Here is a 24,671-nt window from a genome sequence, read left to right as displayed (position 1 = left end):
CCGGGGTGGGCTTTTTCTTGTCGGCTTTGGCAAAACACGCTAGACCGGCGTTAGGTGGCTAAGGGGTAGGGAAGTATGGCAATTAATCCATTGAAGGCGTTCCTGTTCGCGGCGGGTGGGACCGTCGCGGCCGCGGGAACGGCCTATGTATCGGGCGCACTCGACCCGTATCTTCATCCAACGCCGCCGGCGAAAGTCGCGGCCTTGACGCCACCAGAGGCGCCGAAACCGGCTGATCCAGGCACGGAAGGGCGGCTGCCAGCGCCTGCGGTGCCGGCTGCTCCCGCCGCGGCGCCCCAGACGACAGCTCCAGCAGCACCTGCGACGGAGGCTCCGGCAGCGCCCGCAACCGATGCGGCGGCTCCGGCGGCACCCGCAGCGGCCGGCCCGATCGCGCCGACTTTCGATGTCGTGCGCGTCGAGAGCAATGGCTCGATCGTCATTGCCGGAAATGCAACGCCCAATTCAAAGGTCGAGATCCTCAGCGGCACGACCGTGCTTGGTTCGACCGTGGCGGGTCCCGATGGCGCTTTCGTCATCGTGCTCGACGATCCGCTGAAGCCTGGCGACTACACAATTGCCCTGCGTTCGGCGGTCGGCACGGTGGTGACCGTCTCGGTGCAGACCGCCGTCGTTTCGGTTCCCAAGAATGCCGCCGGCCAGGTGCTGGCCATGGTCGAAGAGCCGGGCAAGCCGGCCGAACTGCTGACGGTTCCCGCGCCCGAGACCAAACCGGCAGCACCTGCCACCGGCGACCAGGCTGCCGCACCGGCTGCCCCGGCGCCAGGTCCGGCCGCCGAAGCGCCCGCGACTGCTGCTCCGGCGCCGGCCACACCAGCGCCGGCCGTCGTCGAGGCGGCACCGGCTCCGGCAACGCCGCCCGCGGCAGCCGTGGCCGAACCCAAGATCGTCGTCGAGGCGGTCGAGATCGACGGCAACAAGATCTTTGTCGCCGGCCTCGCCGATCCGGGCCGCAAGGTGCGCGCCTATGCCAACGACATCCTGCTCGGTGACGCGCAGACATCGCCGGACGGTCATTTCCTGGTCGAAGCGAAGCGCGACATTCCGGTCGGCAGCTACACCATCCATGTCGACGGCCTCGATGCCGACGGCGTGACGGTTGTGGCCCGCGCCGCCGTGCCGTTCGAGCGCGAACCGGGTGAAGCGGTCGCCGCCGTGGCGCCTGCCGGGACCAAGCCAGCAGAGACCAAGCCGGCCGCACCTGCAGCCGCCGAAGCGCCTGCCGCTCCGGCTCCTGCTGCACCGGCGACAGCTCCGGCCGTTGCCGCCGCTCCGGCCGAGACGGCACCGGCAACGCCGGCTGCGCCCGCCACCGAGGCTCCGGCCGTTGTCGCTGCGGCCACGCCGCCAGGCGATGTGCCGGAGGTCGTGTCACCCAAGCTCGAACATGCCGACGGCGCCGTCATCATCCGCCGCAACGACACGTTGTGGCGGATATCGCGGCGCGTTTACGGCCATGGCGTGCGCTACTCGACCATCTACCTCGCCAACCAGGACCAGATCAGGGATCCCAATCGCATCTGGCCCGGCCAGGTGTTCAAGGTCCCGGAAAAGTCCAAGGAAGGCGAAGCCGCCGACCTCAAGGCAATGGGCGAGCAGGCGACGACGGCGCCGACCAAGAAGCAGTAGGTCTTCGGTGATTGGCTAATCTCCCCCCTTGTGGGGGAGATAGACAGCTCTAGCGCTCTGCCCATACGGGCAGCTTGCCGTAAACTCGTTCATCGTCTATCGCCGATGAACGATGACAGAATCCACCCTTGAACCAGATCGCGCTGCCAGCGTTCTACCCGACTGCATCTCCGACAGTCGCGCTGTCGCTGCGCGCTTTGCGGCGTTGTCGCACCCGGCACGGATTGAGATCCTGAAGCACCTGTCGGCCAGCAATTCCTGCTGCTGCCGCGAGGTCGTCGATCGTTTCGATCTGGCGCAGTCTACCGTGTCCCAGCATCTGAAGATCCTGGTCGAGGCCGGCCTGGTCCGCTTCGAGCCTGACCGCCAGCGCTCGCGCTATGCGGTCGATCATGCCGCGCTCGCCAACCTATCGGCATCGCTAAGCACGCTCGTCAATTCCTGCTGCTCCGGCCGCTGACCCTCTCACCCAAAAGGCAAGAAAAGTGGTCGAAAAAACCGTCTCCGCCGACACCTCAACGCTCACGACATTGCGCAATCTGTGGCCCTATATGTGGCCGGCCGACCGCGCCGATCTCAGGGCGCGCGTCACCTGGGCGACACTGCTGCTGGTCGTCGCCAAGCTGACATTGGTCACCGGTCCCTATTTCTTCAAATGGGCGACCGATGCGCTGGCGGGAGGCTCCAAAACGCCACCGCCGCTGCCGTCCTTCCTGCTCGCCCCGGTGATGCTGGTCATCGCCTACAATGTGCTGAGGCTGGTTCAGCTTGGCTTCAACCAGTTGCGCGATGCGCTGTTTGCCCGCGTCGGCCAGCATGCGGTGCGCCAGCTCGCCTTCCGCACCTTCGTTCACATGCACCAGCTGTCGCTACGCTTCCACCTCGAACGCCGCACCGGCGGCCTGTCGCGCATCATCGAGCGCGGCACCAAGGGCATCGAGACGATCGTGCGCTTCATCATGCTCAACACGGCGCCGACCATTCTCGAATTCGCGCTGACCGCCGGCATTTTCGGTTTCACCTACGGTTGGAAATACGTGGCTGTGGTGGCGGCTACCGTTTGCCTCTATGTCTGGTTCACGGTCAAGGCGAGCGACTGGCGCATCTCGATCCGCCGCGACATGAACGACAGCGACACCGACGCCAACACGAAGGCGATCGACTCCCTGCTCAATTTCGAGACCGTCAAGTATTTCACCAACGAGGCCATGGAAGCCGACCGCTTTGACCGCTCGATGGCGCGCTATGAGGTCGCCGCCACCAAGACCTGGACTTCGCTCGGCTGGCTGAATTTTGGCCAGGGCGTCATCTTCGGCCTCGGCACGGTCGTCGTCATGTGCATGTCGGCGCTGGAGGTGCAGGCCCACACGCAGACGGTTGGCGATTTCGTCTTCATCAATGCCATGCTGGTGCAGCTTTCCGTGCCGCTCAATTTCATCGGTTTCATCTACCGCGAAATCCGGCAAGGCCTGACCGACATCGAGCACATGTTCGACCTGCTCGACGTGCCGCAGGAGATCGTCGACAAGCCGGATGCAAAACCGCTCACCGTCGGCGCCGGCAAGGTCGAATTCCGCGACGTGCATTTCTCCTATGATCCGAACCGCAAGATCCTGAAAGGTGTTTCCTTCGAGGTGCCGGCCGGCAGGACGGTCGCCATTGTCGGGCCGTCGGGGGCCGGCAAGTCGACCATTTCGCGGCTGCTGTTCCGCTTCTACGACGTGCAGGGTGGCCAGGTGCTGATCGACGGCCAGGACATCCGGGATGTCACCCAGGACAGCCTGCGCGCGGCGCTTGGCATGGTGCCGCAGGACACGGTGCTGTTCAACGACACCATCGCCTACAACATCCGCTACGGCCGCGTCGGCGCGAGCGAAGAGGAGGTGCGCAAGGCAGCCGAACTCGCCCAGATCGGACCGTTCATCGAGAAGCTGCCCGATGGCTACAAGTCTATGGTTGGCGAGCGCGGGCTGAAGCTTTCGGGTGGCGAAAAACAGCGCGTCGCGATTGCCCGCACCATCCTGAAGGCACCACCGATCCTTATGCTCGACGAGGCCACATCGGCGCTGGACAGCCACACCGAGCAGGAGATCCAGGCCGCGCTCGATCTCGTCAGCAAGGGCCGCACCACCATCGTCATTGCCCACCGCCTGTCGACGGTGATTTCCGCCGACGAGATCATCGTGCTCAAGGACGGCCAGATCGCCGAGCGTGGCACCCATGTCGAGCTGATGCGCAAGCATGGCCTCTATGCCTCGATGTGGGACCGCCAGCGCGAGGCGACCGAAGCCGAGGAGCGGCTGCGCCTTGCCCGCGAGGGCGACGAGCTCGGTGTGATCGTTCGCCGGCGGACATCGGAGGTGTCGTAGCGCCTTTTCCTTCTCCCCCTGTGGGAGAAGGTGGATCGGCGCGCTAGCGCCGATACGGTTGAGGGGTGGGTGACGGAGTGCCGTCCTCGCCAAGCTGGAGCACCCCTCATCCGACCTCGCTTCGCGAGGCCACCTTCTCCCACAAGGGGAGAAGGAAGAGGTAAAAATCCGCTTGACCTCAACTTAAGTTGAGATTGTACGCCGTTCCTGGAGCCCGAAAACACCATCATCCAGGAACGGAACAATCGAAATGAACGACATAAATCAGACTGTTAACGGCGGCAGCGTGTTCAGGGTGGACAAGTTCGTCGTCCCGGCCGCCGCCCGTGAAGAGATACTCGTCAAGGTCAGGGCGACACACGAATTGCTGCGCCAGCAGCAGGGTTTCGTGCAGGATTTCCTGCTCGAGCAATTTTCAGGGCCGGGCGAATTCAACCTGGTGACGATCGTCGAATGGGAAAGCCAGGCGGCCGTCGACAAGGTCGTGCCGATCGTCAAGGCCGCGCATGAGCGTATCGCGTTCAACCCGCAGGAGACGATCGCGCGCCTGGGCGTGCGGGCCGACATCGCCAACTATCAGCGCGTGCCGGAACTTTAACGCTCATTCAGCGCAACGACGCCCAGCGTCTGTCTGGCGCGGGCGTTCCCCGCTCTATCCCGATAGATGAGCTGGGGCTTTTATCCTCAACAACAACTGATATTGTCTGGGCAATAACAACCGATTTTTGAATTACGGAAACATTTCGATGTTTGGCTTTTTCTCGCGCAAGTCCAAAGGGGCGTCCGAGAAGACGCCACCCGCTTCGGAAGATAAAGGGGTCAATCTCCTCGTACCTCTAATCACGGTGCCTCGTTCGAAGGTCGAGAAGGCTAGTGAAAAGCCTTTTGATCTTGTCTTAGCTGTCATGCAATTCGCGGTGACGATCGTTTCCAAAGGGCTCTACCGTCATCCGGAGATCAACCCCAAGGCGATGCAGGTCTTTCATGCGGACTGGTACTCCTCGGAGGTAAAGAACGGCGGCCACAGTCAGTTTATCCACAATGCGGGCAGGGAAATCGACACCACGATTGCCAACGCCAGAGCCGGACTCAGCGCCTGCGGGGCAACGAGGCAGTTGGCGACCTTGGAAAAGATGTCAGCTTGGGTTGCCCGCAATCCTGATGAAGCAGCGAAACAAACGGGCTTCGAGGGTGGCCGCGACGATTTCCTGGATACGCTCGATGACGCATTCTACGAAGCGGATGAAGCCGCGCCGATGGAGGATTTGCTCGCGCGTTGGATCACGTCTTGGGCCGATCTGCAGATTGTCGATGATGACAACTACGACGATACGATCGACCGACTCGTTGTGGCCAACCCCCAGCGTGAAAGTAGGCTTCTTCATGAGTCGGTCAGCAAACTGGTGAGCCAGATGTTGAGCCAGCGTGACGTCGGTGCCGGCCTCGCCTGCGCTAAGGCGTCGCCGTCGGAGATCAAACGGGGGTTTGGGATGGCGAGGATGCTGGATGTCGAGGGCGAAAAGCAAATGGTCTTTCAACTCCGCACCAGCGCGGATGAGCTCCGGCTATGCGCAGCAACAAAGGCACACGTTACCGTTTACGAGTGTATTCCCCCGGACGATCCTCCGATCATACGCGCGGGTGAGAGCCTGTTGGGAGCTGATGCACCGAGGGTCGGGCCACGGCTTGGGCGCGCTGAGGAGTCGGAGATTGAGGCAGCAATCCAGCTGACTGAGCAAAATCATGCTCCGGTCGCTGTCGACCTTCTGCTGCGCAAGGCCGGGTTCGATCCGCTGGGTGCCATCGTTTCAGCTAACTCGGTGGTGCAAACGGCGGAAGGGCCTGTGGTGAACTGGGTGGTGCTGGCGTCTGACCGGAGCTTCCTCTCCCTGTCTTCGCCGAATGGCAGTGTGCTCTTAAGTGGCGAGGATTACGAAAAACTCGCGGAGGCTACGATGCCCGAACTCGACGCGCACTTTGATCGCTCCGCTGCCGCAGAGTAGAGTCTCAGCTCGCATTCATCATACCGCCCTCAGCCGCCACACCCATCCTCCCATTGTTGCGTTGCGGGCAGGGGGGCTTTCCGCTATTGAGGCGCAACCTGAAACAGGGACCTGCCCCAAGCCCTATGAGCCTTCTCGACTCGGTCAAGAATACCTTCGTTCCGATCCATCGCGAGGGATATCCCTTCATCGCCGCTTTCGGCGCGGGGACGCTTTTCCTTGGCTATTTCTCCTCGATCCTGTTCTGGATCGGCCTGATCCTGACCGCCTGGTGCGTCTATTTCTTCCGCGACCCCGAGCGCGTCACACCGGTCGACGACCGCCTGGTGGTGAGCCCCGCCGATGGTATCATTTCGGTGGTCGGTCCGGCCCTGCCGCCGCGCGAGCTTGGCCTCGGCAATGTCGAGATGACCCGCATCTCGGTGTTCATGAACGTCTTTTCCTGCCATGTGAACCGCTCGCCCGTGCGCGGCCGCATCGCCAAGATCGAGCATCGGCCGGGAAAATTCCTCAACGCCGAACTCGACAAGGCCAGCACCGAGAACGAGCGCAACGGCCTGGTCATCGAAAGCCCCAATGGCACGGTGGCTGCCGTCCAGATCGCCGGCCTGGTGGCGCGGCGCATCGTTTGCTGGGCCGAGGCTGGCGGCTCGATCGGCACCGGCGAGCGTTTCGGCCTGATCCGCTTCGGCTCGCGCGTCGATGTCTTCCTGCCCTTGACCGCGACGCCGCGCGTCGCCGTCGGCCAGACGGCGGTCGGCGGCGAAACGGTGCTCGCCGAGTTCGGTGGTGTCGCCGGCACTCCTCTTGTGCGGATTTCCTGAGCCTTGGGCGCGCCGTTCAAGAAGTTCGAGGCTCATGCCAGCGGCGGTCCGCGCATCCGCGAGATCCCGATGCGCATGGTGCTGCCCAACCTGGTCACCGTGCTTGCCATCTGCGCCGGCCTGTCCGGCATCCGCTTTGCCTTCGAGGATCGCTTCGAGACGGCGGTGGTGATGGTGCTGCTGGCTGCCTTTCTCGACGGCATCGACGGTCGGCTCGCACGCATGCTGAAGGCGACTTCAAAATTCGGCGCGCAGATGGATTCGCTCGCCGACATCGTCAACTTCGGTGTTGCACCTGCTCTGGTGCTCTACGCCTTCCTGCTCGACCGCGCCGGCTCGCCGGGCTGGATCGCAGCCCTTCTGTTCGCCATCGCCTGCGGGCTGAGACTTGCCCGCTTCAACGTGCTCGACGACGAGAAAGCCGAGCGTCCGCTGTGGCAGTCGGAATATTTCGTTGGCGTGCCGGCGCCGGCCGGCGCGGTGCTGGTGATGCTGCCGCTCTATCTGTTTTTCCTGCGGCTCGGGCTGGAGCCAAGCCGCCCGGCCGCCTTCGTCGCCACCGGCTTCACCATCCTGGTCGCCTTCCTTCTGGTCAGCCGGCTGCCTGTCTATTCCGGCAAGAGCATCAAGATCCCTGGCGACAGGGTGCTGCCAGTCATTCTGGCCGTCGTGCTCTACATTCTCTTGCTGATGACCTATCCCTGGTACACGCTGACGGCGTCGGTCGCGGGCTATCTGATCTTCCTGCCGTTCTCCGTGCGCGCCTACTCCAAGCGCGCCAAGCTCGAGGGCGAGAAGGTGCCGCCTTCGGACATAGGGTAGAACCTTACGCCGCGACGCCCAGCCCCAGCCTGTCGATCGCCAGCTTCCTGGTCGAGACATAATCGGTCTTGCCGGACCCCAGCACCGGGATTTCCTCCACCTTGACGATGTCGTTGGGCACCATCAATTCGGCGGCCCCGGCCTTCTTACCGAACTGGCGCAGCTCTTCGGGATTGGCATCGTCGGCGGTGGTGACCAGCACGATACGCTCGCCGCGCCTTTTGTCCGGCACCGCCACCGCCGCATGGCGTTCTTCCGGCCACAGCGACTGCACCAGCATCTCGACCGCGCCCAGCGACACCATCTCGCCGGCGATCTTGGCAAAGCGCTTGGCGCGGCCGCGGATGGTGATGAAGCCCTCGCGGTCGACGGCGACGATATCGCCGGTGTCGTGCCAGCCGGTCAGCGGCTGCAGCTCACCGGGGCGGTCCGCGGTCATGTAGCCCATCATCAGATTGGGTCCGTCGAGCCACAACTGACCGGCATCCGAGATGCCCTCGACTGGCTCAAGCTTCATACGCATCGCCGGCAAGAGCCGCCCAACCGTGCCGTCGCGGCCATGGATCGCGGTGTTGACGGCAACCACCGGAGCGGCCTCGGTCAGCCCGAAACCTTCGATGATCTCGGCCTGGAAGCGATCGCGATAGACGCGGCGGGTTTCCGGCTTCACCGCCTCGGCCCCGGCAACGACGAAGCGCAGGCTGGAGAAGTCGCCATCCTTGGCGGTGCGCGCATAGTTGGCGAGGAATGTGTCGGTGCCGAACATGATCGTCGGCTTCACCTTGCGCGCGATCTCGGGGATGATCTTGTAGTGGAGCGGCGAGGGGTAGAGGAACAGTTTTACCCCGGTGACCAGCGGCAGGATGGTGCCGCCCGTCAGGCCGAAGGAATGGAACACCGGCAGTACGTTGAGCAGGATGTCGGCCGGCGAGATGGTGATGCGCGCCTCTGCCTGCATGGCATTGGCGAGCAGGTTCTTTTGCGACAGGACAACCGCCTTGGGCGTGCCTTCCGAACCCGAGGTGAACAGTATCACGCCCGGCTTGGCCGCATCCTGCGGCTGCAGCGGCAAGCGCCACAGCAAGGCTGCGGCAAGCTTGTCCAGCGCGGTGACGCTTGCTCGCAGATCCTCCAGCCACAGCAGCCTGGCGCCGCCCTTTTCGACCGCCGCGACGATATCGGCGAGATCGGCCTTCTCGACGAAGGCGCGGGAGGAGATGACGGTGCGGATGACAGCCGTGCTTACCGATGCCGTGACGCTCGCCGGCCCGGCGGTGTAATTGATCATCGCCGCCACCCGGCCCGCTGAGAGAAGGCTGACCAACGACAGCACGACGCCATTGGCGTTGGGCAGCATTATCCCCACCGCTTCGCCCGGCGCCGTTGCCGCCTCGAAGCGTCGGCCCAGCACGCGGGCGCCGATGAACATCTTGCGGTAGCTCAGCGCGCCCGAGATGACATCCTCGATGATCGGGTGCGAGGCGCCGACCCTAGCTGCGGCAGCGCGCATGGCCAGGAACAGGCCGCGATCGAGGTCGGTGCCGAAAAGCCGCGCCTCGGCGACGCGGTCGAACAATGCATTGGTGTTCGAGGCTTGGTCCGGATTGCGTGCCACCAGTTCGGCGATGGTCATCGGTTCCAGCACACTGATCGACAGCTGCGGAAACCAGTGCCGCGGCGCCTTGTCGGCCGGCGTCAGCGAAACGGGCAGGCTGCGCGCGCCGGCGACGAAGATCGGCACGATGCGGGCGTCGGCCTGCATGGCGATGCGGGTGACGGCGCGAAACAGCCGGAACGTCTTGACGTCAGGCTCGACCGCGTCCGGCAGATAGACGGCGAGCCGGCCCTTGCCCTTCAGCACACGCACCAGCCGGCGGCTGACGAAAAGATGTTCGGCATTGAAGGCGATGGTGCGGCCAAGCTCGCGCCATGGTTCGAGCCAGGGTGAGCGCGCCGAGACCTCGTCGAGAATGTGCAGCGTGTCGTCCGGCAACAGCGACAGCATCAGCGCCGGTTCGAAGCGCGACTGGTGCGAGATGACGTAGATAACGGGAGCCTGCGCATTGCGTGCGATCCCGATGCGGTTGTCGCTGATCCGGTAGGCGAGCTTGAAGGGCACATAGAGCATCGCCTGGCTGAAACGCAGGCCAAGGCGGAATTTTTCCACCACGCCGATCAGCAGCCAGGCGAAAACAAGACCAGCAAGCAGCGCCAGTGTCAGGATCATGCCGCGTCTCTCCCAACGATTTTTGTCATCGCGGCTCTTCCGTGGCCGCCTCGGCGCAGAGCGTAGCGCAAGTGGGCGCTAGGTCAATGTGGGAAGAGACGGTGTTCCTGCTCCCTCGGGAGGAAGAAGGAACAAGGGCCTCACGCCGCCTTCAGCCGTCCGCTGATAAAGCGGAACTCCTGCGTCTTGCCGCCATAGCCATAGGCGGCTGCCGGCACTTCATGCACGAAGGCGTAGCTTTCCTCGTGCACGCCGCCCAGCAGGCGGCCGAAGGCGTCGAAGAGAGCCTTGAGATAGGCCTCGAGTTCGAGCTTGGTGTTGGTGCCGTCGACCACCTTGATATCCAGCCAGAACGTGTTGGTGCCATGTTCGGCCAGCGACTTGCCGCCGGCGAACCAGTGCTGCGGATCGATATAGGATACGGCGACAGCCGTGATCGTCGGATCCTTGCGCAATTGCGTGGCGGTGATCTCGGTGATTTCCCTGGCAATCCTGGCGGACAAAGCGGCGTCCGGCTTGCCGGTGACGCTGATGTTGATGATGGGCATTTTTCTTCTCCTTGGTTTTTTAGCGGCGTGGTTGCCGTTGGAGAGACCATGTCATCATCTCCAGATCAAAAAAATCGAATTGTTTTCAACTAAAGATTCGATATCTTCGAATTATGCAAACGCTCGATCCGGATCTGCTCAAAACCTTCCTCGCTTTCGTCGACAGCGGCTCGCTGGCGCAGGCGGCTTCCGGCGTCGGCCGTTCACCTTCGGCGGTGACCGCCCAGATGCAGCGGCTGGAGGAGATCGTCGGCGAGCCGCTGCTGGCGCCGCAGGGCAGGGGCCGCGGCCTGACCCCGGCCGGCGAGGACCTTGTCGGCCATGCTAGGCGCATCCTTGCCGTGCATCGCGAGGCGTGGCTGGCGCTGAAGGGGGCACGGGCTGCCGGGCGCGTCGCCATCGGCACGACGCAGGACTTCGCCGACAGTGGCCTGCCGGACCTGCTGCGTGCCTTCGCCACCAGCCATCCGCGCGTCAGGATCGAATTGCGGGTCGGCCGCTCGGCCGAACTGGCGCAGGCGCTGCAGGCCGGCAGCCTCGATCTGGCGATCGTCATGCGCCAGACGGCGGCGCCGGATGAGGTCGGCGTCTTGCGCGAGCCGATGATCTGGCTGTGTTCACAGAAGGGAATGGCCTCGCGGCAGGAAGAGCTGCCGCTGGCGCTGCTCGATCCCTATTGCGGGTTTCGCGAGGCCGCACTCGCAGCGCTCGATGCTGCCGGTCGCCGCTACCGCATCGCTGCCGGCAGTGCCAGCCTGGCCGGCTTGCGTACAGCCGTGAATGCCGGCGTTGCGCTGACCCTGCGAACCCCGCGCTTTGCCCATTCCGGCATTGTCGAAGCGCCGCGCGAGCTTGGCCTGCCGCCGGTTCCTATGGCCGAATTCGCGATCCGGCTGCGTGCTGGAGCCGATGCTTCCGCCGGGCGATCTGGCGGCGCTGCTCAGCGGCAACCTGGCCCTGCCCGGGCCGCCTGGCTGATCTGGCATGGCGCGGAGCCTCGTCCACAGCCGATTGACAAAGAAAAAGCCGACCTTGCGGCGGGCCTGTTAGCAAAGAAAAAGCCGACCTTGCGGTCGGCTTGGGAGTAGGACGGGCCGAGGGGTTCGGGGGACTTGGGGGGTGGCCCGTCGCACCAATAATGTCTGACTCGGATGATGGTTCCGTGACTGTGTCATTTTTTTAAGAAATATTTGACGCTGCCTTCTGCGAGCGGGCCGCCAGCCAGTCGCGGCCGGCATGGGCGAACACTGCGCCGAGCACAATGACGCCGCCGACCATGCTGGCGACAGGCGGGATCTCGGCCAGGAACAGGAAGGCAAACAGGATCGCGAACGGCACCTCCGCCGAGCCGAGCAGGCCGGATTCGGGCGCCGGGATCAGCCGCGCGCCTTCCGTCCACAGGATCGACGACAATGCGAAGGATGCGCCGAAGGTGACGAGCAGAACAGCATCCCTTGCCGAAACCGCCAAAGGATCGGTGATGAACCAGCCCACAATGAACAGCAGGAAGGCCGAAACCGCGCCCGCCCACACCACAGGCGTGTCGCGGAAGGCGCGCACCATGATCATGTAGAGCGCGCTGCCGGCCGTCATCAGCAGCGCCAGCCCGTCGCCGAACAGATTGCCGGTGCCGAAGCCCGACCAGACCATGATCGCCACGCCGCACAGCGATACGGCGGCCGCGAGCATCGTCTGCAGGCGGAAGGGCTCGCGCACCAGCACCCAGGCGAGCAGGGCGGCAATGAAGGGCGACGTTGCGTAGATGACCGCGACATTGGCGACGTAGGTGAATTTGAACGCCGAGATGAAGGCGATGCTGGCCAGCGCGCCTTCCACCGCCAGCAGCCAGCCGCGCCAGCCAAGGCGGAGCGTGTCGCGGTTGCCCGACCGGCGGCGGCGCCAGAGCACATAGAGGCTGATCAGGATTGAACCGACAAAGCCGCGCCAGCAGGTAATCGTCAGCGGATCTGCATGGATCGACTTCGTCAGCACGCCGGTCAGGCCGAACACGGCGGCCGATGACGACACCAGGATGATGCCGAGCGTGCGCTCGGTGGTTTCGGCTGTGGTGGCTGGGATGTCAGTCATGCCCGCAGCCTACCTCGTCAGGTCCTGACATCGTAGTGTCAGCAGTAAGCGCATCCCCATCACAGCCGCTTGCGGAAATGCTCGCCGCCGACGATCAGCAGCCCGGCGGCGATGATCAGGGCGGCACCGAGAAACACTTCGCGGCGCGGCACGTCGCCCAGATCGCAAAGCCGAGCGCGAACGCCCACAGCAGCGAACTGTATTCGAGAGGGGCGAGGATCGATGCCGGCGTTCGCTTCATGCCCTCGAAGAGAAGATATTGCGCCAGGCCGCCAAGCGCGCCGACGCTGGCGAGAAGCAGCAGCTGGGTCAGATCAGGCGTATGCCACCACAACAGCGCCGGCACCGCCGAAAACTGCAGGAAATAGAAATTGTTGAGGAGCAGCTGGATCATTGAGCGTTCGGCAAGTGCTGTCTTGCGCAGGAGCACGATGGCGATAGCCCACAAAAGAGCGGCCGCCAGCACCAGCAGCACCGGCACGGACAGGCCGAGATGGGTCGGGTCACAAGCGACGAAGACGCCGGCAAAACCGATCAAAACCGCCAGCCAGCGCAGCATTGGCACCTTTTCGCCGAGCAGGAACACCGAAAGCACGGTGACGATGATCGGCGCCGCGTAATAGACGGTGGTCAGTTCGGCGAGCTGCAGACTGCGCGCGGCGTTGTAGTAACAGAGCCAGGCGGCAAGCGTGAAAGCGCTGCGCACCAGCATGGGCCGCACGATCGGCGAGCGCACCGTGTCGGCAAACAGTTGCCGCCCGCCGATCGCCGCGCAGGCGCTGAGAATGGTGATGCTGCGGAAGAACATGATCTGCCAGACCGTCATGCCGGTCACCAGCAGTTTGATCGAGGCGTCCTGCGTCGAAAACAGCAGATAGGCAGCACCGGTCAGCAGGATTCCAGCGAAAACCCTTTCGCGTGTTTCGAGAATGGCGATGTCGGCCATAGGCGCGGGACCAGTGTTACGGGAAGCGACAGAAATGCCGTGGATCAATGCGATGGCCAGGAAATCAGGCCCTCTTGCCAAGCTATACGGTCGAAAGTTGGCACAGCGCTACGCCAGCCCTGGGCTTGCGTTGGGGCAGGAACTAGCGGTCTTGCTTAGGTTAGGCGATCGGCACTTATATCTGACAAAGCCACGCTGCTCGCTGGCCGCAAAAACCGAAAGAGACAACGGACATGGATGCAACCGAACTGAAGGCCATGCAGGCGCCGCTGAAGCAGGCTTACCGCGATGACGCCTCGCAGGCGCTGATCACGCTTCGCGCCAAAGGCTCGATCGACGACCAGTCGGTGGCCTGCAAGGTGGAGACGGGCAGGGCCATCGCGATCGCCGGTCTGCATCCGGCAACCGGCGGTTCGGGGCTCGAGCTCTGCTCCGGCGACATGCTGCTGGAAGCCCTGGTGGCCTGTGCCGGCGTGACATTGAAGGCGGTGGGGACGGCGCTCGAGTTCAAGCTCGGCGCTGCCACGGTGGAAGCCGAAGGCGATCTCGATTTTCGCGGCACGCTCGGTGTCGCCAAGGATGCGCCAGTCGGCTTTCGTGCCATCCGGCTCAATTTCGCTCTCGACACAGATGAGCCGCAGGAGCGCATCGATTCGCTGCTGAAGCTGACAGAGCGCTATTGCGTGGTGTTCCAGACCATCAACCAGAAGCCGGAGCTGACGGTGAGCGCCCGGCGTTGAAATGACAAGGCCCGCAGCCGGCAGCTGCGGGCCTTGTTGTAACGGATGCTTACTGTGCCGACGGCGTCTCGGCATCGCCTTCGTCGGTGAAGGGCGAGGCGCTCGGCACGCACTGTATGGACCAGCCGGGGGGTGTCGGCTGCTTCTGATATTCGGTGATGGCGGCGGTGCATTGCTCGCGCTTGTCGAAAGTGCTGGGCAGCACCACCATGCCGCCCTGCGGGCCGGCGATTACCAGATACCAGACCAACGCTGCGGTCGTAGCCATGGGGATGTCCTTGTTCTGCCCAGCAGGGCGCTCGTTGTTGTGGGAGTCGTTCGATCCTAACAACTCCTTGGAAATGACGAAAGCATGACCGCGACCCGGCCTTTCCCCCCAGATCACAGCCGCGTGATGATCCGGCGGATTTTGCATCCAGATTTTGAGGCCCTATCGGCTCGGTCTGTCGCAAAACATTCGAAGAACGTCGGGAGTGCCCGAATTCTTCCGGCAAAAGGATGCTGCTACTCCGGTTGCCGGTAGGCAACAAAACGATTGTGCTTGGCCTGGAAGATCAGTCCAGTCTCTTTCAGCTCGGGGCTCGCCAGCGGCACGATGCGCTTGGCGATTTCGGAAGGATGCGGCAGCGTCTCCGGATCCTCGCCGGGCACGGCCTGGGCCCGCATGGCGGTGCGGGTGGCGCCGGGGTCGGCGGCATTGACGCGCAGCGGCAGGCTTTGCGTCTCGTGTGCCCACGAGCGCATCATGGTTTTCGACCGCCGCCTTCGATGCCGCATAGGGCGCCCAGAACGCGCGCGCTGAATGCGCCGCGTTGGAGGACAGGATGATGGCGCGGCCGGCATCCGAAAGCCTGAGCAGCGGGTCGACCGAGCGGATCAGCCGCCAGGTCGAGGTGACGTTGATGGTCATCACCTTCTCGAAGGTTTTTGCCTCGACATGGCCGATCGGCGAGATGACGCCGAGCACGCCGGCATTGGCGACGAGAATGTCGAGCTTGCCCCAGCGCTCGTGGATGGCGCCGCCCAGCCGGTCGATGCCGGCCATATCGGCGAGATCGAGCGGCACCAGCGTCGCCTGGCCACCGGCTGCCTTGATCTCGTCGTCCAGTTCTTCCAGCCCACCGACCGTGCGCGCAACCGCGATGACATGCGCGCCGGCGGCGGCCAATTCCCTGGCGATGAAATAGCCGATGCCACGCGAGGCGCCGGTGACGACCGCAACGCGGCCGGTAAGGTCGAGGGTCATGCGAGAATTTCCGTAAGGTCCAGAGCAATTCCAGGAAAAGTGTGAAGCGGTTTTCCGTCCGGAATTGTGTCAAAACAAATAGTTAGAGCGGTTCGCCGTTTTCCGTGAAACGGTGAACTGCTCTAGCCTACGCCCCGTTATTCGCCAGCAGCGACAGCGTGCGCACATTGTCGTGGCCTTCGAAGTCGAGCAGGCGGGTCGGGTACTGGCCGGTGAAGCAGGCGTCGCAGAACTGCGGCTGGTCGTCATTGCGGCTGGCCTCGCCGACGGCGCGGTAGAGCCCGTTGATCGAGAGGAAGCCGAGCGAATCGACGCGGATGAACTCGGCCATCTCTTCCACCGACATGCGTGACGCCAGAAGCTTCGACTTCTCCGGCGTGTCGACACCATAGAAGCAGGAGGCGCTGGTCGGTGGCGATGCGATGCGCATATGCACTTCCTTGGCGCCGGCGTCGCGCACCATCTGCACGATCTTCTGGCTGGTGGTGCCGCGCACGATCGAATCGTCGACCAGAACCACGCGCTTGCCCTCGATCATGCGGCGGTTGGCGTTGTGCTTCAGCTTGACGCCCATATGGCGGATCGAATCGCCGGGCTGGATGAAGGTGCGGCCGACATAGTGGTTGCGGATGATGCCGAGCTCGAAGGGAATGCCTGCCGCCTGGCTGAAGCCGATCGCCGCCGGGGTGCCGGAATCCGGCACCGGCACGACGATGTCGGCCTCGACCGGGTTCTCTTGTGCCAGTTCGGCGCCGATGCGCTTGCGCACTTCGTAGACGTTGCGGCCTTCGACCGAGGAATCCGGCCGGGCGAAATAGACATATTCGAAGATGCAGAAGCGGGTCTTCTGCGGCTCGAACGGGAACAGGCTTTCAATGCCCTTGGAGGTGACGACGACCATCTCGCCGGGTTTCAGGTCGCGCACGAAACGCGCGCCGATAATGTCAAGAGCGCAGGTCTCGGAGGCGAGGATCCAGGCGCCGTCGAGATCGCCGAGCACCAGCGGCCGAATGCCGAGCGGGTCGCGGCAGCCGATCATCTTCTTGGCGGTCATCGCCACCAGCGAGAAGGCGCCCTCGACCTGCCGCACGGCGTCGATGAAGCGCGAGTTGAGGTCGCGCTCCTTGCTGGTCGCAACCAGGTGTAGGAGCGTCTCGGTGTCGGAGGTGGAGGAGAAGATCGCGCCCTGTTTCTGCAGCGCTCGTTGCACCGTCATGGCGTTGGTCAAATTGCCGTTGTGGGCGACAGCAAAACCGCCATCGGCGAGCTCGGCGAAGAAGGGCTGGATGTTGCGCATGCCGGCGCCGCCGGTCGTGGCGTAGCGCGTGTGGCCGATGGCGCGGTTGCCTTGCAGGCTGTCGATGACGCGCTGCTTGGTGAAGGTGTCGCCGATCAGCCCGACATGGCGTTCGACATGGAACTGGCTGCCATCGTAGGAAACGATGCCGGCTGCTTCCTGGCCGCGATGCTGCAGCGCATGCAGGCCGAGTGTGACGATTGCCGCCGCGTCCTGTCGGCCGAAAATGCCGAACACACCGCATTCGTCGTGGAAATGGTCGTCGGCCTCGGCGGAAAGCACGTCGTCTGCGTCTGCCATCTTAAGCTCCGCTAAAATCGCCATATAGTGCGGGTTCGCGTCGAAAGCAACGCGCGCCGTGCAGTCGTTCACACCATCGTCCGCTCCGACGCCTGTTTCGAGCGTCAGTTCGCCGGTGCTGCCGGTGCCGGCTTGGCCGTGTTGTCGGCAGGGGCGGCGTCGTTGTCGTCGGGCGCTGGTGCGTTGGCGTCATCGCCGCCGGCAGGGGCATCCGCCGCCGGTGCGTCAGGCGCTGCCGGCGTCTCGGCAGCCGGCTGATTCGGATTGAGCTTTTTCAGGATGGCGTTTTCCGGATCCTCGGGCAGCAGGCTTTCAAGCTTGGCGCCGATCTGTTCCAGCAGCGGCCGCGACTTGGCCTCCGTCACCCAGGCCGGAGCCTTGGCGCCGGCCAGCCAGTTGAAGAACAAAAGCGCCACGGCAACGACCAGGATGCCGCGCGCGGCGCCGTAGAGGAAACCGAGCGTGCGGTCGAGCGCGCCGATCCGCGAATCGATGATCCAGTCGGCGAGCTTCATGGTGATGACCGAGACGACGATCAGCGCGATGATGAAGACAACGCCGGCGGAAGCCGCCATGGCGATCTTCTCATTCTCGATGTAGGGCTTCAGATAGGGCAGGACCGGCTTGTAGAAGAAGAAAGCCGCCGCTGCCGCCGCCGCCCATGAGACGACCGACAGGACCTCGCGAGAAAAGCCGCGAACCATGGCGAGCATCGCCGAGACCAGGGTGAAGCCGACCAGGATTCCGTCTAGCAGCGTAATCGGCATGTCTTTCGCCCCACTCCGATCTCTTTTCACGGCTCGGCGAGCCGCGTCACTCTTCATCGTCGACACGGCTGCGCCGTGAGCCGGCTATGCGTGCCACGAGGTCGGCAAGCTCGGTGGGCTGGAAAGCGCCGGCCCCGATCCCTCCAGCAAGTTCCTCGCTGCCCAAGGGCAGAACCGCGCTACCAAAACCCAGCTTTTCGGCTTCCTTGAGGCGCTGCTGCGCATGCGCAACCGGCCTCACAGCGCCCGAAAGGCTGATTTCGCCGAAATAGACGCAATCGGCCGGAAGGGCAAGACCGGTGAGCGAGGAAACCAGTGCGGCGGCGACCGCGAGATCGGCCGCCGGCTCGCTGATGCGGTAGCCACCGGCGACGTTGAGGTAGACGTCGTGCTGGCCAAAGCGCACGCCGCAATGGGCTTCGAGAACCGCCAGGATCATCGACAGGCGAGCTCCGTCCCAACCGACGACGGCGCGGCGTGGCGTGCCGAGCGAGGATTGTGCCACCAGCGCCTGGATCTCGACCAGAACAGGCCTCGTGCCTTCCATGCCGGCGAAAACGGCGGCACCCGGCGATTTCGCATGCCGCTCGCCGAGGAACAGCTCGGATGGATTGGCGACCTCGCGCAAGCCCTTGTCCGACATTTCGAAGACGCCGATCTCGTCGGTCGGCCCGAAGCGGTTCTTCACCGTGCGCAGGATGCGGAAGTGATGATTGCCTTCGCCCTCGAAATAAAGCACGGCATCGACCATATGCTCGACCACGCGCGGGCCGGCGATCTGGCCTTCCTTGGTGACATGGCCGACCAGCACGATCGCAGCCCCGGTGGATTTCGCATAGCGGATCATCGCCTGGGCGGCGGCGCGCACCTGGGTAACCGTGCCCGGCGCCGAATCGGCAAGATCGGTCCACAGCGTCTGGATGGAATCGAGAATGACCAGATCCGGCCGCTTGCCGTCGGCGATCGTGGCAAGAATGTCCTCGACATTGGTCTCGGCTGCCAGTTCCACCGGCGTGTCGGCGACGCCGAGCCGCTGCGCCCTCAGCCTGATCTGCGCGACGGCTTCTTCGCCCGAGACATAGACAATGCGGTGACCTTTGGAGGCAAGAGCGGCCGCAGCCTGGGTGAGCAGCGTCGACTTGCCGATGCCGGGATCGCCGCCGACCAGTAGTGCGGAGCCGCGCACGAAACCGCCGCCGGTGGCGCGGTCGAGCTCGCCGATGCCCGAGATGATGCGCGGCGCGTCTTCGATATCGCCCGAAAGCGTGGTTAGCACCACCGCGCGGCCCTTGCGGGCGTTGCGTGTGTTGGCCGGCCCCGAGCCGATGCCGCCGGACGTGCCTTCCTCGACCAGCGTGTTCCATTCGCCGCAGGCATCGCATTTACCGGCCCAGCGCTGATGCACCGATCCACAGTTCTGGCAGATGAACTGGACGCGCGATTTGGCCATCAGGCGTGACCCGAGGAGGGGATCGAAAACGCTTGAGAGATTGGCGGGCGCCACAGAGCGCCTTGGTCCCGTTTTTCTGTTGCGACAGGTGGCAAGAGGCTACTCAAACCTCTCCGCAATATGGTGCTCTTCCGCCAGATCGGAGAAGCGGGTGAATTCGCCATGGAAGGCGAGCGTCACCGAGCCGGTCGGGCCGTGGCGCTGCTTAGCGACGATCACCTCGGCCTTGCCTCGCATCTCGTTCATCTCGTTTTCCCACTTGACGTATTCCTCGGTGCCAAGCTTCGGCTCGCGGTTCTTGAGGTAATACTCCTCGCGGTAGACGAACATCACGACGTCGGCGTCCTGCTCGATCGAGCCGGATTCACGCAGATCGGAGAGCTGCGGGCGCTTGTCGTCGCGGCTTTCGACCTGACGCGACAGCTGTGACAGCGCGATGATCGGCACCGCCAGCTCCTTGGCCAGCGCCTTCAGGCCCGTGGTGATCTCGGTGATTTCCTGCACGCGGTTTTGCGAGGCCCTGGCGGATGAACCCTGCATCAGCTGGATATAGTCGATGACGATCAGGTCGAGGCCGCGCTGGCGCTTCAGGCGACGCGCGCGGGCAGACAGCTGGGCAATGGAGATACCGCCGGTCTGGTCGATGAACAGCGGGATCTTCTGCATGGTCTGCGAACAGGCGACCAGCTTTTCGAAATCCATTTCGGTGATTTCGCCGCGGCGGATTTTTGACGAAGAGATTTCCGTCTGCTCGGAAATGATACGGGTCGCCAGCTGTTCGGACGACATTTCGAGCGAGAAGAAGCCAACCACGCCGCCATTGGCGGCCTTGAACGAACCATCGGCCTGCTGCGCCGGCACATAGGCCTCCGCGACGTTGAAGGCGATGTTGGTGGCGAGCGACGTCTTGCCCATGCCAGGGCGACCGGCAAGAACGATCAGATCGGACGATTGCAGGCCACCCATACGGCGGTCGAGATCGCGCATTCCGGTGGCAAGGCCCGACAAATGGCCGTCGCGCATATAGGCGGCGTTGGCCATGTCCACCGCGGTCTTGACCGCGTCGGTGAAGCTCTCGAAGCCGCCATCGTAGCGGCCTGTTTCGGCCAGTTCGAACAGCCGGCGCTCGGCGTCCTCGATCTGCTCGGACGGCGACATGTCGACCGGCGCGTCATAGGCGATGTTGACCATGTCCTCGCCGACGGTGATCAGCGCGCGGCGTGTCGCCAGGTCGTAGATGGCGCGGCCATAATCGGTGGCGTTGACCACGGTGACGGCTTCGACCGCCAGCCGCACGACATATTGCGCCACCGTCATGTCGCCGACCTTCTCATCGGCCGGTAGGAAGGTTTTTAGCGTGATCGGCGTCGCCACCTTGCCCATGCGGATGAGCTCGGCCGCGACATCGAAGATTTTTCTGTGTAGCGGCTCGTAGAAATGGCCGGCTTTCAGGAAGTCGGAGACACGATAGAAGGCATCGTTGTTGACAAGGATCGCGCCGAGCAGCGCCTGCTCGGCCTCGATATTGTTCGGCGCCTCGCGATAGAGCGGTTGCTCCGCCACGCCGAATTTCCGCGCTGCCTCTGCCATGATGTCCCCGATCTAGATCCCGGCCTTTCGATATCAGAACGAGACGAAACCGTGCTGACCTTTCTGCATCACCGCTCGACCAAACAGCCTTGATGCCCGTTGTTCACAGGAACGACAAACCGTCCACAGGACAGTGTTCCTGTGTCCCGATTCCGGTTGACTCGGCAAGCTGCGATTCTTATGCGAAGCCTTGGAACGAAGCAAGAACAATCGGTCGTTCACGTGCTGCCTGGGTCCAGCCGGTCGCCCCAGTCCAGCCGCCGGGCCAGCTTGAAGTCCGCGCTGTCACGCTTGGTGAACAGTTGCTCCGTGGCCGTGCCGTCCTCCTGGCAAAGCTTGAGCAGAACCTTGCCGGAACCGGATTTCGGCGGTGCGATGACCCGAGCGGCGTGCGAGGCGGCCGGCTGGCGCGACGCGGCGACATAGATGAATTTCTCGTCTTCCCAAGGCACATCAGCGTCCTTGGCCAGCCGGTGCAGGCGCGAGCGGGCGACGCGGCGGGAAAAGTGGCACCAGTCAGGCGGGGTGAGCGGGCAGGGCGCCTTGTGCGGACAAGGCGCCAGCAGATGCGCGCCGGCCGCGATCAACTGCGCGCGAACCGCCAGAATGCGCTGCCAACCCGCCGGCGTGCCCGGTTCGATGATCAGCAATGTGTCTGTCGTCAGCTGCCATAGCCGGTCGACCATTTTGGGCAGCGATGCCGGCACGATCTCGTCCAGCACATAGGCGCAGGTGACGAGGTCCGCCGGCTGAAGGTCGGCAAGGTCTATCGTGACGTCGCCGGCCCGCCAGACGGTGCGGGCCGTGATGGCATCGGCGGCTAGCGTCTCGCCGACCTTGCGCACCGCCGGCACTTGCTTCCAGCAAGACGGCCTGTTCGAGATCGGGCCAGAGCGCGCTGGTGGCCCAAAGCACCGTACCAGGACCTGCGCCGACATCGAGCAGGATTTTCGGCGTGAAATCCGGCCGCGCTTCGTTGAGCGCATCGAGGCTGGCGCGGACCGCGGCATAGGTCGCCGGCAGCCGCGTCGCCAGATAGGCCTTGACCGCCATGTCCTGCGCCATGTGCAGGCGGCCGTCGCGCAGTTCGGCGCGGTAGCGGTCGGAGAGTGTCTTTGCCGCCTGCTTCAGTTCCGGCAGCGGTACTTTTTCCAGGATACGATCGACAGCTTGTCGAAGAGAGGGTGGCAGTTCCACACTATGCTCCTCGCGGTGCGAGCAGGATGACCGAAGCGCCGGCTATGCAGAGCGCAGCACCGGCAAGGTCCCAACGGTCGGGCCGCACGCCTTCCACCAGCCACAGCCAGGCTAACGAGGCGACGATGTAGATGCCGCCATAGGCGGCATAGGCGCGGCCCGCGGCGTTGGTGTCGACCAGCGCCAGAAGCCAGGCGAAGACAAGCAGCGAGACGAAGCCCGGCGCCAGCCACAGCGGCGATCTTTCCAGCCGCCACCAGGCCCATACCGAAAAACAGCCGGCAATCTCGGCCAACGCCGCCGCGGCATAGAGGAGATAGGTCATGAAAAAGGCCTCGCGACGATCACGAGGCCTTTTTCAGGGCAGGGGCCGGGAATGGCAAGCGCCAATGGCGAAAGCCTGCGAACGTTCGTCTCTATTCCGCCACCTTGCGGCGGCGGGCAGGCTTGACGGGCTTCTCGACGGGCACCGCTTCGCGGCGGCCCATGTCGCGCATTTCCAGCGCCTTTTCGCATTTGGCCATATAGTCGCGGGTCACCGGCAGCGTGTCGTTTTGCTTGGCGAGCTGGAACTGGAAGATGACCAGATCCTGCCAGCGGAAGGCGGCTTCCGAAGCGGCCAGATAGAATTCCCACATGCGGCAGAAGCGCTCGTCGTAGATGGCCTTGGCCTTGTCGCGGTTGGCGGCGAAGCGCTGGCCCCAGTGCTTCAGCGTGTCGGCATAGTGGAGCCGCAGGATCTCGACGTCGGTGACCACGAGGCCGGACTTCTCGATCGCCGGCAGCACCTCCGACATGGCCGGGATATAGCCGCCCGGGAAAATATACTTGCGGATGAAGGCGCTGGTCGCCCACGGCACGCCGGAGCGGCCGATCGTGTGCAGGAGCATGACGCCATCGGGCTTCAGCAACGTCGCCGCCTTGTCAAAGAAGGTGCGGAAGTGGTTCACGCCGACATGTTCGAACATGCCGACCGAAACGATGCGGTCGAAGCGTTCGTTGAGTTCGCGATAATCCTTCAGCTCGAAATGGACGTGGTTTTCCAGGCCTTGCGCATGCGCCCGGTCGGTGGCGACGCCATGCTGTTCGGTCGACAGCGTCACGCCCTGCACGTCGACGTCGAACGCCTTGGCCAGATAGAGGCCAAGCCCGCCCCAGCCGGAGCCGATGTCAAGCACGGTCTGGCCGGCCTTCAGCCTGAGCTTGGCGGCGATATGGCGCTTCTTGGCGGCCTGCGCCTCGTCCAGCGTCATGTCCGGCTGTTCGAAATAGGCGCAGGAATACTGCATGTCCTCGTCTAGGAAGAGCCGGTAGAGATCACCAGACAGATCGTAGTGGCGCTGCACGTTGCGGCGCGAACGCGAAGCGGTGTTGATCTGCTGCAGGCGGCGGAAGGCGTGGCGCAGGCCCTCGATGGCTTTCGACCATGTCGCGTCGATGCCGCCGCTGCCCATGTTCTGGAAGGCGATGCGCATCACACCCAGCACGCCGCCCTCGAGAATGTCGAGTTCGCCATCCATATAGGCTTCAGGCACCGCCAGCATCGGATCGAAGCTAATGGCGCGCTCGGCATGCGCGGTCTTGATGTGCATATGCACCGGCTCGCCGCTGCCGTCGCCGAAGATGACTGTCGAGCCTTTGGGCCCGGTTACCTTGAGATTGCCCGTGCGCACCAGGCGGTCGAGAACGCGCTTCAGCAGGATGTTCATAACCAAATGTCCCCTCACGGTCAGACTGGCTGCCTTAATTCTGCAACAATATATAGGGGTTCGCAAAGTTCCATTTGGTACAAAAATGCCCGGGCGAGAGGCCCGGGCATTGGTCCACAAAGGCTGGATGACGACAAAGTGATAGGAGCGCTGCTCCCTCGCTTGTCGTACGCGATCAGGCGTTGTCTTCGCCGCCTTCGAACTCGGCGTTCGGATCGAAGAAGTTTTCCGGCCGCGCATTGTCGTTGATGTCGTCGCCATAGATGGCTTCGGCGGTGGTCAGTGTCTCGCCCTTGGCCTGACGCTCGGCTTCATCGGCCGTGCGCGCGATGTTGAGCGTGATGGTGACTTCGACTTCCGGATGCAGTGCGATCGCCACATTGGTGAGGCCGATGGTCTTGATCGGCTGGTTGAGCAGGATCTGGTTGCGGTTGACCGAAAAGCCTTCCGCCGTCACCAGATCGGCGATGTCGCGTGTCGACACCGAACCGTAGAGCTGGCCGGTTTCGCCGGCCGAACGGACCGCGATGAAGCTCTTGCCGTCGAGCTTTTCGGCAATTTGGCTGGCTTCCGACTTGCGCTCGAGATTGCGGGCCTCGAGCTGGGCGCGCTGGCCTTCGAACTTCTTCTTGTTGGCTTCGTTGGCGCGCAGCGCCTTGCCCTGCGGCAGCAGGAAATTACGGGCAAAGCCGTCCTTGACCTTGACGGTATCGCCCATCTGGCCGAGGCGGGAAACGCGTTCGAGAAGAATGACTTCCATGGTTTTGTTCCTTTTGGTTGGGCGTCCGTCCGCAGGGCAGGCGCCGAATTCTCTGGAACAGGTCAGGAAGCTTGAGCGCCTTGAGCGCCGGTGTCGCTGTCCTGCCTGTCGCGGCAGTTAGAGGCTTTTAACCTCAAC

Annotated in this window: 19 protein-coding genes and 4 pseudogenes; 9 read left to right on the top strand and 14 right to left on the bottom strand. The window is 63.7% G+C overall.

From position 1 onward, the window contains the following. Positions 1-75: 75 nt before the first annotated feature. The 7 genes from AC0V8S_RS28395 to AC0V8S_RS28365 all read left to right on the top strand — a co-directional run bounded on the left by AC0V8S_RS28395 (position 76) and on the right by AC0V8S_RS28365 (position 7,668). Positions 76-1,650 carry a LysM peptidoglycan-binding domain-containing protein gene (locus AC0V8S_RS28395; RefSeq protein ID WP_183457850.1) on the top strand — a complete coding sequence of 525 codons (1,575 nt, stop codon included), beginning with the start codon at positions 76-78 and terminating at the stop codon, positions 1,648-1,650. Positions 1,651-1,762: 112 nt separating this feature from the next. Next, a complete protein-coding gene (locus AC0V8S_RS28390) occupies positions 1,763-2,110 on the top strand; it encodes an ArsR/SmtB family transcription factor (protein WP_183457852.1) in 348 nt (115 codons plus the stop codon). A 25-nt stretch (positions 2,111-2,135) separates the two neighbouring features. Further along, positions 2,136-4,019, top strand: coding sequence for an ABCB family ABC transporter ATP-binding protein/permease (locus AC0V8S_RS28385; protein WP_183457854.1), 1,884 nt, complete (start codon positions 2,136-2,138; stop codon positions 4,017-4,019). Positions 4,020-4,269: 250 nt separating this feature from the next. Continuing rightward, entirely contained in the window at positions 4,270-4,617 is a 348-nt protein-coding gene (locus tag AC0V8S_RS28380) for an antibiotic biosynthesis monooxygenase family protein (RefSeq protein WP_183457856.1), read from the top strand. A 148-nt stretch (positions 4,618-4,765) separates the two neighbouring features. Continuing rightward, positions 4,766-6,022 (top strand): DMP19 family protein, encoded by a 1,257-nt coding sequence (locus AC0V8S_RS28375; protein WP_475434755.1) that lies wholly within the window; start codon positions 4,766-4,768, stop codon positions 6,020-6,022. Positions 6,023-6,147: 125 nt separating this feature from the next. Beyond that, positions 6,148-6,846 carry a phosphatidylserine decarboxylase gene (locus AC0V8S_RS28370; RefSeq protein ID WP_475434753.1) on the top strand — a complete coding sequence of 233 codons (699 nt, stop codon included), beginning with the start codon at positions 6,148-6,150 and terminating at the stop codon, positions 6,844-6,846. A gap of 3 nt (positions 6,847-6,849) precedes the next feature. After that, on the top strand, positions 6,850-7,668 hold the full coding sequence (locus AC0V8S_RS28365; RefSeq protein WP_032929550.1) for a CDP-alcohol phosphatidyltransferase family protein: 819 nt from the start codon (positions 6,850-6,852) through the stop codon (positions 7,666-7,668). 4 nt (positions 7,669-7,672) lie between these two features. Here AC0V8S_RS28365 and AC0V8S_RS28360 read toward each other — a convergent pair whose 3' ends face one another. Together AC0V8S_RS28360 and AC0V8S_RS28355 are read right to left on the bottom strand one after the other, a co-directional pair. Continuing rightward, positions 7,673-9,895, bottom strand: coding sequence for an AMP-binding protein (locus AC0V8S_RS28360; RefSeq protein ID WP_475434751.1), 2,223 nt, complete (start codon positions 9,893-9,895; stop codon positions 7,673-7,675). A 140-nt stretch (positions 9,896-10,035) separates the two neighbouring features. Then, a complete protein-coding gene (locus AC0V8S_RS28355; RefSeq protein ID WP_183457862.1) occupies positions 10,036-10,443 on the bottom strand; it encodes a tautomerase family protein in 408 nt (135 codons plus the stop codon). Between the two features lie 113 nt (positions 10,444-10,556). Here AC0V8S_RS28355 and AC0V8S_RS28350 point away from each other — a divergent pair. Next, positions 10,557-11,421: pseudogene (locus tag AC0V8S_RS28350) on the top strand (LysR substrate-binding domain-containing protein). A 201-nt stretch (positions 11,422-11,622) separates the two neighbouring features. On the opposite strand, the gene AC0V8S_RS28345 reads toward AC0V8S_RS28350, so the two are convergent. Continuing rightward, positions 11,623-12,531: a DMT family transporter gene (locus AC0V8S_RS28345; protein ID WP_183457866.1), complete on the bottom strand. Its 909-nt coding sequence runs from the start codon at positions 12,529-12,531 to the stop codon at positions 11,623-11,625. 59 nt (positions 12,532-12,590) lie between these two features. Beyond that, positions 12,591-13,477: pseudogene (locus AC0V8S_RS28340) on the bottom strand (DMT family transporter). Positions 13,478-13,710: 233 nt separating this feature from the next. Between AC0V8S_RS28340 and AC0V8S_RS28335 the strand changes: the two are divergent. Then, positions 13,711-14,217 (top strand): OsmC family protein, encoded by a 507-nt coding sequence (locus tag AC0V8S_RS28335; protein ID WP_475434750.1) that lies wholly within the window; start codon positions 13,711-13,713, stop codon positions 14,215-14,217. Between the two features lie 49 nt (positions 14,218-14,266). Here AC0V8S_RS28335 and AC0V8S_RS28330 read toward each other — a convergent pair whose 3' ends face one another. The 10 genes and pseudogenes from AC0V8S_RS28330 to rplI all read right to left on the bottom strand — a co-directional run bounded on the left by AC0V8S_RS28330 (position 14,267) and on the right by rplI (position 24,533). Then, complete coding sequence (locus AC0V8S_RS28330) at positions 14,267-14,485, bottom strand: hypothetical protein (protein WP_475434749.1); 219 nt, start codon at positions 14,483-14,485, stop codon at positions 14,267-14,269. Positions 14,486-14,721: 236 nt separating this feature from the next. After that, positions 14,722-15,463, bottom strand: a pseudogene (locus AC0V8S_RS28325) (SDR family NAD(P)-dependent oxidoreductase). 127 nt (positions 15,464-15,590) lie between these two features. Next, complete coding sequence (gene purF / locus AC0V8S_RS28320; protein ID WP_183457872.1) at positions 15,591-17,060, bottom strand: amidophosphoribosyltransferase; 1,470 nt, start codon at positions 17,058-17,060, stop codon at positions 15,591-15,593. 104 nt (positions 17,061-17,164) lie between these two features. After that, complete coding sequence (locus tag AC0V8S_RS28315) at positions 17,165-17,827, bottom strand: CvpA family protein (protein ID WP_475434746.1); 663 nt, start codon at positions 17,825-17,827, stop codon at positions 17,165-17,167. A gap of 46 nt (positions 17,828-17,873) precedes the next feature. Then, positions 17,874-19,277 (bottom strand): DNA repair protein RadA, encoded by a 1,404-nt coding sequence (radA, locus tag AC0V8S_RS28310; RefSeq protein WP_095202538.1) that lies wholly within the window; start codon positions 19,275-19,277, stop codon positions 17,874-17,876. A 99-nt stretch (positions 19,278-19,376) separates the two neighbouring features. Continuing rightward, on the bottom strand, positions 19,377-20,867 hold the full coding sequence (locus tag AC0V8S_RS28305; protein ID WP_095202537.1) for a replicative DNA helicase: 1,491 nt from the start codon (positions 20,865-20,867) through the stop codon (positions 19,377-19,379). Between the two features lie 218 nt (positions 20,868-21,085). Beyond that, positions 21,086-22,064 (bottom strand): annotated as a pseudogene (locus AC0V8S_RS28300) (small ribosomal subunit Rsm22 family protein). 1 nt (position 22,065) lies between these two features. Then, positions 22,066-22,389 carry a YnfA family protein gene (locus AC0V8S_RS28295; RefSeq protein ID WP_475434744.1) on the bottom strand — a complete coding sequence of 108 codons (324 nt, stop codon included), beginning with the start codon at positions 22,387-22,389 and terminating at the stop codon, positions 22,066-22,068. A 91-nt stretch (positions 22,390-22,480) separates the two neighbouring features. Then, the gene (locus AC0V8S_RS28290; RefSeq protein ID WP_475434742.1) at positions 22,481-23,773 is read right to left on the bottom strand and encodes a class I SAM-dependent methyltransferase; all 1,293 of its coding nucleotides are present in this window, start codon (positions 23,771-23,773) and stop codon (positions 22,481-22,483) included. A gap of 175 nt (positions 23,774-23,948) precedes the next feature. Beyond that, entirely contained in the window at positions 23,949-24,533 is a 585-nt protein-coding gene (rplI, locus tag AC0V8S_RS28285) for a 50S ribosomal protein L9 (protein ID WP_095202533.1), read from the bottom strand. Positions 24,534-24,671 lie beyond the last annotated feature (138 nt).

This window comes from Mesorhizobium oxytropidicola, from assembly GCF_056174625.1.
Note: the sequence above shows the minus strand (reverse complement) of the source record. Positions and strands in the feature narration are given on the sequence as shown.